At 59.5% G+C, this 14,801-nt stretch carries 11 protein-coding genes; 4 read left to right on the top strand and 7 right to left on the bottom strand.

Annotated features, from left to right (window positions below; genetic code table 11):
- Positions 1–96: 96 nt before the first annotated feature.
- Both FW764_RS17145 and glyA read left to right on the top strand, forming a co-directional pair.
- Positions 97–3,948 carry a sensor domain-containing protein gene (locus FW764_RS17145; protein WP_446434895.1) on the top strand — a complete coding sequence of 1,284 codons (3,852 nt, stop codon included), beginning with the start codon at positions 97–99 and terminating at the stop codon, positions 3,946–3,948.
- Positions 3,949–4,188: 240 nt separating this feature from the next.
- Entirely contained in the window at positions 4,189–5,442 is a 1,254-nt protein-coding gene (glyA, locus tag FW764_RS17140; protein WP_064454215.1) for a serine hydroxymethyltransferase, read from the top strand.
- Positions 5,443–5,516: 74 nt separating this feature from the next.
- Here glyA and yjiA read toward each other — a convergent pair whose 3' ends face one another.
- The 3 genes from yjiA to FW764_RS17125 all read right to left on the bottom strand — a co-directional run bounded on the left by yjiA (position 5,517) and on the right by FW764_RS17125 (position 8,934).
- Positions 5,517–6,524: a GTPase gene (gene yjiA, locus FW764_RS17135; RefSeq protein WP_446434894.1), complete on the bottom strand. Its 1,008-nt coding sequence runs from the start codon at positions 6,522–6,524 to the stop codon at positions 5,517–5,519.
- A 130-nt stretch (positions 6,525–6,654) separates the two neighbouring features.
- A complete protein-coding gene (locus tag FW764_RS17130) occupies positions 6,655–6,852 on the bottom strand; it encodes a YbdD/YjiX family protein (protein ID WP_003176208.1) in 198 nt (65 codons plus the stop codon).
- A gap of 15 nt (positions 6,853–6,867) precedes the next feature.
- A complete protein-coding gene (locus FW764_RS17125; protein ID WP_083356679.1) occupies positions 6,868–8,934 on the bottom strand; it encodes a carbon starvation CstA family protein in 2,067 nt (688 codons plus the stop codon).
- A gap of 174 nt (positions 8,935–9,108) precedes the next feature.
- On the opposite strand from FW764_RS17125, the gene FW764_RS17120 reads away from it, so the two are divergent.
- Positions 9,109–9,477, top strand: coding sequence for a PilZ domain-containing protein (locus FW764_RS17120; RefSeq protein WP_446434893.1), 369 nt, complete (start codon positions 9,109–9,111; stop codon positions 9,475–9,477).
- A 68-nt stretch (positions 9,478–9,545) separates the two neighbouring features.
- Here the strand turns inward: FW764_RS17120 and radA are convergent, their stop codons facing one another.
- The 3 genes from radA to katB are packed head-to-tail and all read right to left on the bottom strand — an operon-like array spanning position 9,546 to position 13,087.
- Complete coding sequence (radA, locus tag FW764_RS17115; RefSeq protein WP_017139308.1) at positions 9,546–10,913, bottom strand: DNA repair protein RadA; 1,368 nt, start codon at positions 10,911–10,913, stop codon at positions 9,546–9,548.
- 35 nt (positions 10,914–10,948) lie between these two features.
- Positions 10,949–11,488 carry an ankyrin repeat domain-containing protein gene (locus tag FW764_RS17110; protein ID WP_446434892.1) on the bottom strand — a complete coding sequence of 180 codons (540 nt, stop codon included), beginning with the start codon at positions 11,486–11,488 and terminating at the stop codon, positions 10,949–10,951.
- A gap of 57 nt (positions 11,489–11,545) precedes the next feature.
- Complete coding sequence (katB, locus tag FW764_RS17105) at positions 11,546–13,087, bottom strand: catalase KatB (RefSeq protein ID WP_446434891.1); 1,542 nt, start codon at positions 13,085–13,087, stop codon at positions 11,546–11,548.
- 287 nt (positions 13,088–13,374) lie between these two features.
- Here katB and mscL point away from each other — a divergent pair, with 287 nt between their 5' ends.
- Positions 13,375–13,791, top strand: a complete 417-nt coding sequence (gene mscL / locus FW764_RS17100) for a large-conductance mechanosensitive channel protein MscL (protein ID WP_110621846.1) — start codon at positions 13,375–13,377, stop codon at positions 13,789–13,791.
- A 48-nt stretch (positions 13,792–13,839) separates the two neighbouring features.
- Here the strand turns inward: mscL and FW764_RS17095 are convergent, their stop codons facing one another.
- Positions 13,840–14,616, bottom strand: coding sequence for a ferredoxin--NADP reductase (locus tag FW764_RS17095; RefSeq protein ID WP_446434890.1), 777 nt, complete (start codon positions 14,614–14,616; stop codon positions 13,840–13,842).
- Positions 14,617–14,801: the final 185 nt, after the last annotated feature.

Below are 14,801 nucleotides of genomic sequence, written 5' to 3'. Positions count from 1 at the left end.
CACTTTGCCACAACTCAAGGCATGCTAGCCGCCCTCCGGGCGTCCGGCTTATAGTGCACGTCGCGCGCCAATCCAGCCAAACCGCAGGATCACAGCTTGTCCAAAGTCACGCCGCCCACTCCCCTGCGCGCCGCTCATATAGCGCCGGGAGCGCCCCTGCACGGCACCCTCAAAGGCGCATTGGCGACGCTTGTCCTGATGCTGCTCGCGTTATTGTTCTGGCAACTGCTGGACCAATTGCAGCAAAACCAGAAGGACCAGCAGCAATACACCATCGACTACAGCGCCGACCTGGCTGAACAGATCAGCCTGAACATGGCCCTGAGTGCAAAAATCGCCCTGAATTTGCTGCCGATGGTCGAGCCGCCGCGCAACGACGAACAACAGCAAGCGCTGATGCGCACCTTGCAACGCTCGCTGCCGGAGCTGCGCAGTTTCGCCTTGCTGGCGCCAAGCGGCGCATTGATCAGTGACAGCGCCAAAGACAGCCAGGACCGCGCCTGGCTTGAAGAGCTGGTACAGCGCAGCCACTCGCAACCTTATTACCTGAGTAACAATGCCGACGGCACCCTCATTTATCTGTTGCTGCAACAGCCCAGTGGCGGCTCAAAAATGTACTGGGCCCTGCGCCTGGCGCCCAGCTACCTGAGCAACCTGACCCGCCAGGATGGCCAGGGCCAACGCCCAATGTGGGCCATCGAGAATCGCTTGAACCACCGCGTGGTCAGCCGCGATTCCGGCATGCCGGCACAGTGGGCGTCTGCGCTGACGCCGGACGAGCTGAATAAAAGCGTGCTGGTCACGCCCCTGAGCAAAAGCGACTGGCAGTTGCGCGGGCTGTTCAACCGCAGCGCCGTACTGGAACAGTTGCTACCAGCGTTTATCGGCAAATGCCTGCTGGGCCTGGCCTTCTCGCTGATCCCAGTGATCGTGCTGCTGAACATGCGCCGCCGCCAGCGCCAGGTGCATGAAGGCCGCCGCCGCTATCAAGATATTTTCGAAGGCACAGGGGTGGCGCTGTGCGTGCTCGATCTGTCCGGGTTGAAAGCGTTCTTCGACAAAGCCCATGGACAAACCCGCGAGCAATTACAGGCTTGGCTGCACAACAACATTGAAGAGCGCCAGCAACTGCTCAAGGAGTTACGCATCACCGAGGTCAACCAGGTGGCTGTGCGCCTGTTGAACGTCAGTTCTTGCGAGCAAGCCTGGGAGCGGCTGATCGATGATTGCCCGCGCAACGCCACGGCCATCGGTTACCAGGTGCTGGAGGCGGTCCTGACCCAGCAAAAACAGCTGGAGCTGGAAATTCAACTCAACGACGTCGCCGGCAATGACCAATACCTGTGGCTGGTGATGCGCCTGCCGGAGCAGCAGGACGACTTCAACGCGGTGATCCTAAGCATCAGCGACATCACCAGCCGCAAGTTGATCGAGCTGTCGCTGGTGGAGCGCGAAAGCTTCTGGTCGGACGTGGTGCGCACCGTGCCGGATCACCTGTATGTGCAGGACGTGATCAGCCAGCGGATGATCTTCAGCAACCACCATTTGGGCCACACCCTGGGCTACAACAGGGAAGAATTACAGCAAATGGGCGAGTATTTCTGGGAAATCCTGCTGCACCCAGAAGACGCCGAGTATTACCACGACTTACGCCAACAGCAACGCGATGACGGTTACACCACTCAGTTGCAATGTCAGTTGCGCTTTCGGCACCGCAATAACCAATGGCGGCGCTTCGATATCCGCGAGCAAGCACTGGCACGCGACAAGGCAGCAGTGGTCACGCGGATCATCGGCGTGGCCAAGGACATCACCGACCAGATCGAAGCCAGCGAATCGCTGCGTGACAGCGAGCAGCGCTACCGCATGCTGGCTGAAAGTATCAGCGACGTGATCTGCTCCACCGACAGCCAGTTGGCCCTCAACTACATCAGCCCGTCGGTCAGTGCAGTGCTCGGTTATGACGTGGATTGGGTGTTCAAGAATGGCTGGCAGTCGATCATTGCCAACCCGCAACAATTGACCGGCATTTACACTCTGGTGGAACAGGTCAGCCGTTCGCTGGGCGACCTTGCGGCATTGAATAAGCTACGCGATGACGTGCAAACCCAGTTGTTCTTATTCGACTGCCTGCGCGCCGATGGGCGCAAAGTGCCGATTGAGCTGCGCCTGGTGCTGGTGTGGGACGAGCACGGCGCATTTGAAGGCATCCTCGGTGTGGGCCGCGATATCAGCCAGCAACGCCGCGCCGAGAAAGACCTGCGCATGGCCGCCACGGTGTTCGAACATTCCACCTCGGCGATTCTGATCACCGACCCGGCGGGCTACATCGTGCAGGCCAACGAGGCGTTCAGCCGTGTCAGCGGTTATGCCGTGGCGGATGTGCTCGACCAGTTGCCGAACATGCTCACCGTCGACGAACAGCAGGAAGCACACCTGCGTTATGTGCTCAAGCAACTGCATCAGCACAGCACCTGGGAAGGTGAAGTGTGGCTCAAGCGGCGCAATGGCGAACATTACCCGGCATGGGTCGGCATTACGGCCGTGTTCGATGACGAAGGCGACCTGGCCAGCTATGTGTGCTTCTTCAGCGATATCAGCGAGCGCAAGGCCAGCGAACAGCGCATCCACCGCCTGGCCTACTACGACGCCCTGACCCACCTGCCCAACCGCACCCTATTCCAGGATCGCCTGCACACCGCCTTGCAGGCGGCGGATCGGCAGAAGTCGTGGGTGGTGCTGATGTTCCTCGACCTCGACCGCTTCAAGCCGATCAACGACTCCCTGGGCCACGCCGCTGGCGACCGCATGCTCAAGGAAATGGCCACCCGCCTGCTGGGCTGCGTGGCCGAAGACGACACCGTGGCACGCATGGGCGGCGACGAATTCACTTTGCTGCTGCAACCGCGAGCCAGCCGAGACATGGCGCTGAACCGCGCAATCACCGTGGCCGAGCAAATTCTGGCGAGCCTGGTGAAGCCGTTCGTCCTCGAAGGCCGCGAATTCTTCGTGACCGCGAGTATCGGCATCGCTTTGAGCCCGCAGGACGGCAACGAGCTGAGCCAGTTGATGAAAAATGCCGACACCGCGATGTACCACGCCAAGGAGCGCGGCAAGAACAACTTCCAGTTCTACCAGGCGGATATGAACGCCAGCGCGCTTGAGCGTCTGGAGTTGGAAAGCGACCTGCGCCACGCCTTGGAGCAGAACGAATTCGTGCTGTATTACCAACCGCAGTTCAGCGGCGATGGCAAACGTTTGACCGGCGCCGAAGCGCTGCTGCGCTGGCGCCACCCACGCCGTGGGCTGGTGCCGCCGGGTGACTTTATTCCGGTGCTGGAAGAGTTGGGGCTGGTGGTGGACGTGGGCGATTGGGTGTTGGCGGAAGCCTGCCGCCAACTCAAGACCTGGCACCAGAACAAGGTGCGGGTGCCGAAAGTATCGGTGAACATCTCGGCGCGGCAATTCTCGGATGGCCAACTGGGCGAGCGTATCGCTACCATCCTCAGGGACACCGGCCTGCCGCCGGCGTGCCTGGAATTGGAGCTGACCGAAAGTATCCTGATGCGTGAGGTCAACGAGGCCATGCAGATCCTCGCCAGCCTGAAAAACCTCGGCCTGAGCATCGCGGTAGACGATTTCGGCACGGGTTATTCGTCGCTGAACTACCTCAAGCAATTCCCCATCGACGTGTTGAAGATCGACCGCACCTTTGTCGATGGCCTGCCGTCCGGCGAACAGGACGCGCAGATTGCCCGGGCGATTATCGCCATGGCCCACAGCCTCAACCTGGCGGTGATCGCCGAGGGTGTGGAAACCCATGAGCAACTGGATTTCCTGCGTGAACATGGTTGCGATGAAGTGCAGGGCTATCTGTTCGGTCGGCCGATGCCGGCGAATCGGTTTGAGGCGCAGTTCAGTAACGACGCGCTGTTCATGTTCGACTGAGGTTTTGCAGCGCTTTGGATGGCCTCTTCGCGAGCAAGCCCGCTCCCACATTCGAGCGCATTTCAAAGAGGGAACTCGGTCAAGTGTGGGAGCGGGCTTGCTCGCGAAGAGGGCCGCACAGACACCGCCCATCCCTGGATGAGCCCCACTTGTCCGCGACATGATGTCCTTTCATATGCCATCTAAAACCCATTGGGTTAGAATGCCCTCCTTTTCTGCCCCCGATCCTTGAGGACCGCCATGTTCAGCCGTGATTTGACTATTGCCAAGTACGACGCCGATCTCTTCGCCGCCATGGAGCAAGAAGCCGTGCGCCAGGAAGAGCACATTGAGCTGATCGCTTCGGAAAACTACACCAGCCCTGCGGTCATGGAGGCTCAAGGTTCGGTTCTGACCAACAAGTACGCCGAAGGCTACCCAGGCAAGCGCTACTACGGTGGTTGCGAGTACGTCGACGTGGTTGAACAGCTGGCCATCGACCGTGCCAAGGAACTGTTCGGCGCCGATTACGCCAACGTCCAGCCACACGCCGGCTCCCAAGCCAACAGCGCCGTGTACCTGGCCCTGCTGCAAGGCGGCGACACCATCTTGGGCATGAGCCTGGCTCACGGCGGTCACCTGACCCACGGTGCCAGCGTTTCCTCCTCCGGCAAGCTGTACAACGCCGTTCAATACGGTATCGATGCCAACGGCCTGATCGACTACGACGAAGTCGAGCGCCTGGCGGTTGAACACAAGCCGAAAATGATCGTGGCCGGTTTCTCTGCCTACTCACAGATCCTGGATTTCCCACGCTTTCGCGAGATCGCTGACAAAGTCGGCGCTTACCTGTTCGTCGACATGGCTCACGTAGCCGGTCTGGTCGCCGCTGGCGTCTACCCGAACCCGGTGCCTTTCGCTGACGTCGTGACCACCACCACCCACAAGACCCTGCGCGGTCCACGTGGCGGCCTGATCCTGGCGCGCGCCAACGCCGAGATCGAGAAAAAGCTGAACTCTGCCGTATTCCCAGGCGCCCAAGGCGGCCCGCTGGAGCACGTGATCGCGGCTAAAGCGATCTGCTTCAAAGAAGCCCTGCAGCCTGAATTCAAGACTTACCAGCAGCAAGTCGTGAAAAACGCCAAGGCCATGGCCGGTGTGTTCATCGAACGCGGCTACGACGTGGTCTCCGGCGGTACTGAAAACCACCTGTTCCTGCTGTCGCTGATCAAGCAGGACATCTCCGGTAAAGACGCTGACGCCGCCCTGGGCAAAGCCTTCATCACCGTGAACAAAAACTCCGTACCGAACGACCCACGTTCGCCGTTCGTCACTTCCGGCCTGCGCTTCGGTACTCCGGCTGTGACCACGCGTGGCTTCAAGGAAGCAGAGTGCAAGGAACTGGCTGGCTGGATCTGCGACATCCTGGCGGACCTGAACAACGAAGCCGTGATCGACGCGGTGCGTGAGAAGGTCAAGGCCATCTGCAAAAAGCTGCCGGTATACGGCGCTTGATTGCAGTTGCTTGAACAAAAAGCCCGGCTTAGAGCCGGGCTTTTTATGCCTGAAATCACTGATCGCATTTCAAATCAAAATTGGTAGACCTTCGCAAAGCCCTCGCGAATCTTGTCTTCTGGCAGTTCGTCAGCAATAAACACAATCACACTTTCGCGCGCCTCACCCTCGGCCCATTCGGTATCCCAATCAAAGCCGTAGAGCTTGAGCACGCCTTGGAACACCATGCGCCGGTCTTCCCCGGCAATGTTCAGCACGCCCTTGTAGCGCAGCAGTTGCTTGCCGTGGTCTTCCAGCAACGCGTTCATGAACTCACTGAGGCGGTCGATATCCAGCGGCTGGTCGGTGCGCAGCACCAGGCTGGAAATGCGGTCGATGGACGGCGCGGCACTCACCGGGCGCAGCGTCATCCCGGCATTGAGGTTGAAGCCGCGCACATCGAGCAGTTCAGCCAGGTCGATGGCGCCATGCTCAACCACACGAATCGGCGCGCGCCGGTTTATGCGGGCCAGACGCTGGCTGAGGGCGTCGAACGTCGCCTCGTCCACCAGGTCGCGCTTACTCACCAGCAGGCGGTCGGCGAAACCGATCTGGGCCTGGGCGATAGTCTGAGTCAGGTGGTGTTCGGCGTGGGCCGCGTCCACCAAAGTGATAATGCCGTCGAGGATGTAGCGCTCGCGCAGCTCTTCATCGATGAAAAAGGTTTGAGCCACCGGCGCCGGATCGGCCAAGCCGGTGCACTCGATCACCAGGCGGTCGAAGGCGATCTCGCCACTGTCCAAGCGTTCCAGCAGCAGGTACAGGGCTTTGGTCAGGTCGGTGTGGATGGTGCAACACACGCAGCCATTGGACAGGGTCATGACTTGCACTGGTTCGGCGCCCAGCAATTGGGTGTCGATACCGGCATCACTGAATTCGTTTTCGATCACTGCGATTTTCAGGCCGTGTTCGACCTTGAGCAGGTGGCGCAGCAAGGTGGTTTTACCTGCGCCGAGGAAGCCGCTGAGGATGGTGACGGGGATGGGAGAGGACAAAATATTCTCCTTGATGAAACACAGAAACAAATGGGGGAGCAGGCCCATGTGGGAGCTGGCTTGCCCGTGATGCAGACACCACGGTGTATCAACTACACCGCGGTGATGCTATCGCAGGCAAGCCAGCTCTCACACAAGCCGCTCCCACCAGTCATTCACAACCAGCCCGAATACCGGGCTAGCAGCACTTAGGCCCACCCTTGCCACCGTAACGGGCTTCCTGGCGTTCCCGGAAGAATGCCTTGTAGTCCATCATCGGTTTGTCCGGGTGTTTGGTTTGCATATGCTCGACGTACGTATCGTAGTCGGGCATGCCGACCATCAGGCGTGCGGCCTGACCGAGGTATTTACCGAGGCGACTGATGTCATTGAACATGCTTGCAATCCTCGATTACGCGTCCGGAACAGCCTGAAACGGGGCTTCTTTATCCGTACGTTCTTTGTTGCCCCAGGCGGCGACGCCAACCTTGAGCGCATAGAACAGGATGCTGAACACCACGAACAGGAACAGCGCCGTGAGCGTTGCGTTGGTGTAGGCGTTCCAGATCACATGCTGCATCTGGTCGATGTTCTTGGCCGGCGCGAGGATCTGGCCGTTGGCCAGGGCATCGCTGTACTTCTTGGCCAGCGACAGGAAGCCGATCGCCGGGTTCGCGTCGAACAGCTTGATGAAGCCTGCGGTGGTGGTGCAGATCAGCAGCCAAACCGCTGGCAGCATGGTCACCCAGATGTAGCGCTGGCGTTTCATTTTGATCAGCACAACGGTGGCGAGCATCAGCGCGATACCGGCGAGCATCTGGTTGGAGATACCGAACAGCGGCCACAAGGTGTTGATACCGCCCAGAGGGTCGATCACGCCTTGGTACAGCAGGTAACCCCACATCGCCACACAACCTGCGGTCGCAATCAGGTTGGCGGTCCAGGATTCGGTACGTTTGAGCGACGGCACGAAGGAGCCGAGCAAGTCCTGCAACATGAAGCGCCCGGCACGGGTGCCGGCGTCGACTGCGGTCAGGATGAACAGCGCTTCAAACAGGATCGCGAAGTGGTACCAGAACGCCATGGTGTTTTCACCCGGCAACACACTGTGCAGGATCTGCGCGATACCCACCGCCAGGGTCGGCGCACCGCCGGCACGTGCCAGGATGGTGGTTTCGCCGATGTCATGGGCCACGGCTTGCAACGCTTCCGGAGTAATTGCAAAACCCCAGCTACTGACGGTTTGCGCCACGGTCATTACGTCACCGCCAACCACAGCGGCCGGGCTGTTCATGGCGAAGTACACACCTGGCTCGATTACCGACGCAGCAACCATCGCCATGATGGCCACGAACGACTCCATCAGCATCGCGCCGTAACCGATGTAACGCGAGTTGACTTCGTTATCCAGCAGTTTGGGCGTGGTGCCCGAGGAAATCAGCGCATGGAAACCCGAGACCGCGCCACAGGCAATGGTGATGAACAGGAACGGGAACAAACCGCCCTTCCACACCGGGCCAGTGCCGTCGATGAATTGGGTCAGAGCCGGCATTTTCAACTCTGGCATGGTGACCAGGATGCCGATCGCCAAGGCGATGATGGTGCCGATTTTGAGGAAGGTGGAGAGGTAGTCACGCGGCGCCAGGATCAGCCACACCGGCAGTACCGCGGCGACGAAACCGTAGCCGATCAGCATCCAGGTGATCTGGATTCCAGTGAACGAGAAGGCTTTGGCCCAAAACGGGTCAGCAGCGATCTGCCCGCCCAGCCAGATTGAACCCAGCAGCAAGAGCACGCCAATGACCGAGATTTCCCCAATCCGGCCCGGGCGGATGTAGCGCATGTACACGCCCATGAACATCGCGATCGGGATAGTCGCCATTACGGTGAAAATGCCCCACGGGCTCTCGGCCAGGGCCTTGACCACGATCAGCGCCAGCACCGCGAGGATGATGATCATGATCAGGAAGCAGCCGAACAGCGCGATGGTGCCGGGGATGCGCCCCATCTCTTCGCGAACCATGTCCCCAAGGGAACGGCCGTTACGACGGGTGGACAGGAACAAGACCATGAAGTCTTGCACCGCACCGGCCAGCACCACACCGGCAATCAGCCACAGGGTGCCGGGCAGGTAGCCCATTTGCGCCGCCAATACCGGGCCGACCAGCGGGCCGGCACCGGCAATCGCCGCAAAGTGGTGACCAAAAAGGATGTGTTTGTTGGTCGGCACATAGTCCAGACCGTCATTATTGAGCACTGCGGGGGTGGCCCGCCGTGGATCGAGTTGCATCACGTTGTTAGCGATGAACAGACTGTAGTAACGGTACGCAACCAAGTAGATGGCCACAGCAGCGACCACAATCCACAAGGCGTTGATCGCCTCGCCGCGGCGCAAGGCCACTACGCCTAGGGCGCACGCACCTACGATTGCCAGCACCAGCCAGGGTAAGTGGCGTAGCAGGCTATTATTATTTTTCATTTTTATATTCCAGCCAGGGTGGACAGAAAGGACAGCCTGTCCGAGTTTAGCGCTACTGGCCTTAAAGGCCACCCCCCTACGTTGGTCTAGAGCCTTGCAACGGTAAAAAAAGCAGAAATAAAAGCCCGTTGATCGCTCGCAGCTACAATCATTCTATCCATAGAGGATTTGAGCATGAGCGAACAGCCGTCTGATCGACGCCGTTTTCGGCGTATCGCCTTCGATGCACGAACGAACATTACGCAAAACGGCTGGAATTGGCCGGTGATATTGCTGGATTTGTCGCTGAAAGGCTTGTTAGTACAGCGACCGGATGACTGGCAGGGCAATCGCGCAGAGTCATTCGACGTGGATATCCGCCTGGACCCAGAGGCGCGTATAAGGATGCAAGTGAGGCTGGCCCATGACGACCATGGGCAATTGGGGTTTGTGTGTGAGCATATTGACTTGGAGTCGATCAGCCATCTAAGGCGCCTGATCGAACTGAATTTGGGCGACGAGGAAGAATTGCACCGCGAGTTGACGGCATTGCTGGAAATCTAACCACCAACACAAATCAAAATGTGGGGGTCGGTTTGCCTGCTCCCACATGAGTCTTGCGGCGGTGCTGATTACTCAAACAGCGCATCCAAAGCCTGCTCCAGTCGGGTTACACCGATCACCTTCAACCCTGCCGGCATTTCCTTCGGTGCATTGCCCTTGGGCACGATCGCACGTTTGAAGCCGTGCTTGGCGGCCTCCTTCAGCCTTTCCTGACCACTTGGCACGGGTCGCACTTCACCCGACAAGCCCACCTCACCAAACACCAGCAGATCGTGTGGCAGCGGTTTATTGCGCAGGCTGGACATCACCGCCGCCATCAGTGCCAGGTCCGACGCGGTTTCCAGCACCTTGACCCCGCCGACCACGTTGAGGAACACGTCCTGGTCGTGGGTAGGAATGCCACCGTGACGGTGCAGCACCGCAAGCAGCATCGCCAGGCGGTTCTGATCCAGGCCGAGAGTGACCCGGCGCGGGTTGGCCAAGTGGCTGTCATCCACCAGTGCCTGCACTTCCACCAGCATTGGCCGGGTGCCTTCCCACGTGGCCATCACCACACTGCCTGGGACTTCTTCCTGGGCGCGCGTCAGAAAGATCGCGGACGGGTTGGAGACTTCTTTCAGCCCGCGGTCGGTCATGGCGAACACACCCAGTTCGTTGACCGCGCCGAAGCGGTTCTTCACCGCCCGCAGCAAGCGCAGTCGGCCATCGGATTCGCCTTCGAAGTACAGCACGGTGTCGACCATGTGCTCCAGCACTCGTGGCCCGGCCAGCGCGCCCTCTTTGGTCACGTGGCCGACCAGGAAGATCGCCGTGCCGCTCTGCTTGGCATACCGCACCAGCAGTGCCGCACTTTCGCGCACCTGGGACACGCCACCCGGTGCCGATTGCAGTTGCTCGGTGAAGATCGTCTGGATCGAGTCGATCACCATGACCTTGGGCTTTTCGATCCGCGCAGTGGCGATGATGCTTTCGATGCAGGTTTCAGTCATCACCCGCAGTTGGTCCTGGGGCAAACCCAGGCGACGGGCGCGCATGGCCACTTGCTGCTGGGATTCTTCACCGGTGACGTACAGCGCCGGCATGCGGCTGGCAATGCTGCACAGGGTTTGCAGCAGGATGGTCGATTTACCGATGCCGGGGTCGCCGCCGATCAACACCACAGAGCCGTCCACCAAGCCGCCGCCGAGCACGCGGTCCAGCTCACCGGACGCGGTGGAAAACCGTGGAATTTCTTCGACGCTGACTTCGGCCAGGGTCTTGATCTGCGCCTGTTGCCCAGTCCAGCCAGCGCGGCCGGTGGGGGCCGCAGCGCCGCCGCTTTCGATCATGGTTTCAGTCAGGGTGTTCCACGCGCCGCACTCGGTGCATTGGCCGGCCCACTTGGGAAAGGTCGCGCCGCACTCGGTGCAGCCGTACATGCGCTTGGCCTTTGCCATTTGAGAACCTCCAACTGAAAAACCGCGATGATAGCTCAGCGCGGTGCCGGGGTCCGAATTTCACCACTGGCTAATCGTGAAGCACTGTTGCCGATCGGGTCTTCGGCGTTGAGGTCGGCGCCTTTGGCCTTGAGCTCATCGAGCAGTTCGACGCGCTTGAACAGCCCGGCGTACATCGCCGCCGTCTGCCCGGCGCCATTGCGTTGGTCGGGGTTGCAGTCGGTGGCGAGCAGACGCTGGGCGATTTTCAGCTCGCCCTTGAAGATCGCGCCCATCAGCGCAGTATTGCCGCGCTTGTCCTGCACACAGGCGTCGGCGCCAGCGTTGAGCAAGCGCTCCACAAAGGAGCCCTGGCCGTGATAAGCGGCGAGGATCAGCGCGGTGTAGCCCTTGTCGTCCTGGGTGTTGAGGCTGTAGCCGGAGTCGATGAAGGTGTTGAGCATGTCGATATCGCCACGGCGGGCGGCGTCGAAATAGTAGTCCTGCAACTGCGCCTTGAGCGCGACCGGGTCGGGCGACTCGGCATGGGCGACAAAAGCCAGCATCGCCATCAATAAACCAACCGAAATACGCATGGGGTGTTCTCCTGCCAGGGGTCGACGCCCGTGCAAGGGCGCCGACCGGAACCAACGTCAGTCAGTGAGTTTTTCTGCCAGCGCTTTCACGCGAGCCAAATCACCCTTGGCGACCTTGGTCACGCCGGTGCCGTACTCTGGGTCCGCTTTGTAGAGGAACGACAGGATGATGTGCTTGCTCTCATCGTCGGTCGTCGCCAGCGAGCCACCGAAGTTGTCGATCAGGTCCTGGCGTTCTTTCTTGTTGTAGGAGCGGTACAGATCACCGGCCTGCTTGAAGTTCTGCTCACGCTGGATCTTCGCTTGCTGGGTGCTGCCCGACAGCGCCGACTGGCTGTAACGCGCGGTTTGCGGCTCTTCGCGTGGCAACAGGCGGCTTGGCTGGTAGTTCACACCGGTGCTGGTTTTGCCGACGTTCATCGCGCCGTCCTGGTTACCGTTGTTGACGGTGACGCGCGGTGCGTTGATCGGCAGTTGCAGGGCATTCGGCCCCAGGCGATACATCTGCGTGTCGGCGTAGGAGAACACGCGGCCTTGCAGCAGGCGGTCTTCCGACGGTTCAATGCCCGGCACCAGGTTGGCCGGGGCCATGGCCACTTGCTCGGTTTCCTGGAAGACATTCGCCGGGTTACGGTTCAACACCATCTGCCCGACTTTGCGCTCAGGTACGTTCGGCCAGATTTTAGTGGCGTCCAGCGGGTCGAAATCGAACGTGGCCAAGTCCTCAGGCTTGAGCACTTGCACGTACAGGTCCCACTTGGGGAAGTCGCCCTTGTTGATGTGGGTAACCAAGTCATTGGTCATGTGGCTGTAGTCACGCCCTTGCACGTCGGTGACTTGCTTGGGGTCGAGGTTCTTGATGCCTTGCAGGCTCTTCCAGTGGAACTTGACGTAGTGCACGTCGCCCTTGGCGTTGATCAACTTGTAAGCGTGCACGCCGTTGCCGTCCATTTCCCGGTAACTGGCCGGCGTGCCGGAGTCGGAGTACAACTCGGTCAGCGTGCGAGTGGACTCTGGAACATGGGAGAAGAAGTCGAAACGGCGAGAGTCGTCGTCCAAGTTGGTGCGTGGGTCGGGCTTGAACGCATGAACCATGTCCGGAAACTTAATAGCGTCACGGATAAAGAACGTCGGGAAGTTATTGCCGACCAAGTCCCAGTTGCCTTCGGCGGTATAGAACTTGGTGGCGAAGCCACGTGGGTCACGCAGGGTTTCCGGGGAATGGTTGCCGTGAACCACGGCTGAGAAGCGCACGAACACTGGGGTGGCCTCGCCAGCGGCGAAAACCTTGGCCTTGGTCAAGTCGCTAAGGTTGTCGGTGACGGTAAAGGTGCCGTGGGCGCCGGTGCCACGGGCGTGCACCACACGCTCGGGGATGCGCTCACGGTCGAAACGTTGCAGCTTCTGGATCAGTTGCACGTCTTGCAGCAACACCGGGCCGTTGGCGCCGGCGGTTTGCGAGTTCTGGTTGTCGCCAACGGCGGCGCCGTTATCGCGGGTCAGGTTGGCGGCGTGTACGGACAGCGAAAGCAGGCTGGCGCTCGCCAGTATCAGCGCATGTCGCGCGATAACCGGGCCGCGCTGCATTGGATTGTTCATCGAGGGTTCCTCTGGTTTTTTTAGTGCACATTCAGTTGTGCTTGCCAGAGGCTAGTGACCCGCGAGTCAGAAGATAAATAGAAAAACACCACCAGGCCGATTGAGAAAATAGTGTGGTAACCCACTGAAATGGCGAGTAATCCGCGCGCGAATAGTGGCATTGTGCAAACTATTTGCGATTTAATGTGTCGATAAAAACTGACAGTGTTAACGGTTGTGTCGCGCAAGCCTTCTACGACTGACTTACACTGACAGCCACCCTTCTTATCTGTAACAAGGAATACCCTATGGGCGTGATCAGTGAGTTCAAGGCCTTCGCGGTCAAAGGCAATGTGGTCGATATGGCCGTCGGCATCATCATCGGCGCCGCCTTCGGCAAAATTGTTTCCTCGTTTGTAGGCGACGTGGTGATGCCGCCTATCGGTCTATTGATCGGTGGTGTGGACTTTGCGGACCTGGCGATAACGCTCAAGGCAGCGCAGGGTGATGTGCCAGCCGTTGTCCTGGCTTACGGCAAGTTCATCCAGAGCGTGATCGACTTCGTGATCGTGGCCTTTGCAATCTTCATGGGCGTGAAGGCGATCAACCGCCTGAAGCGCGAAGAAGCTGTGGCACCCAGCTTACCGCCGACCCCGACCAAGGAAGAGGTGTTGCTGGGCGAGATCCGCGATCTGCTCAAGGCACAGAACGACAAGCCGCTTTGAACACTCCGGTTTTTGCAAGACAGGCGCCTATTCCAGGCGCCTTTTTTATTACCAGTAATTTTCCACTGCCACCTGGCCAGGGCGCCGGCTCAGGCTCAACTGCATGTCGCGCTGCTTGAGCAATTGGCGTGTGTCATCGACCATCTGTGGGTTGCCGCAAATCAGTACGCGGGAGTGTTCCGGGGTCAGCGCAGCGCCAGCAACGCGCTCCAGCTCACCATTCTCGATCAACGTGGTGATGCGCCCGTTCAACGCGCCGGGGTGCTGTTCCCGTGTAACGGTGGGGATATAGATGAGTTTGTGAGCGTATTCGGCCAGATACTCACGCTCTCCCAGTTCCTTGATCAGCGACTGATAGGCCAGTTCTTTGGCCTCGCGTGCGCTGTACACCAGAACAATGCGCTCGAATTTTTCCCACACCTCGAAGTCCTGCAAAATCGACAGGAACGGCGCTACTCCAGTCCCCGTGCCCAGCAGCCACAGATCACGCCCATCCACAAACCGGTTTAGAGTCAGGAAACCAGTGGCTTGGCGCTCCACCATCAGCGTATCGCCCACCTGCAGGCGGCTCAATTCACTGGTGAATTCGCCACCCGGTACGACAATAGAGAAGAAGTCGAGGTGTTCGTCAAACGGCGAAGACACGATGGAGTAGGCCCGCCATACGGTGCTGCCGTCGGGCTTGTTCACGCCCAGGCGCACGAACTGGCCTGCGGTAAATCGAAAACCAGGGTCCCGAGTGGTACGCAGGGTAAACAGGCTAGGGGTCAGCGATTGCACATCGAGCAAGGTCTGGCGGGTAAATTTCTCAGCACTGGCCGTCATGGGGGGCTCCGTTGAACAGGTGCCCTAGTGTCCCTCAAAGTCACGCGGCGAAACACCGTTGGTTTGTACTGGCATTGGCATTGCGCCACACGCTTGCAGGCCGGGGTGAGCTTAGGGTTTTCACGTACTTTTAACCTTTGTACCTTGCAGTCTCCCTCTAGCTCGAACTAATCATTTAGCTATTT

The organism is Pseudomonas sp. 1152_12 (assembly GCF_052850675.1).
This window is presented reverse-complemented; position numbering and strand designations above follow the sequence as displayed.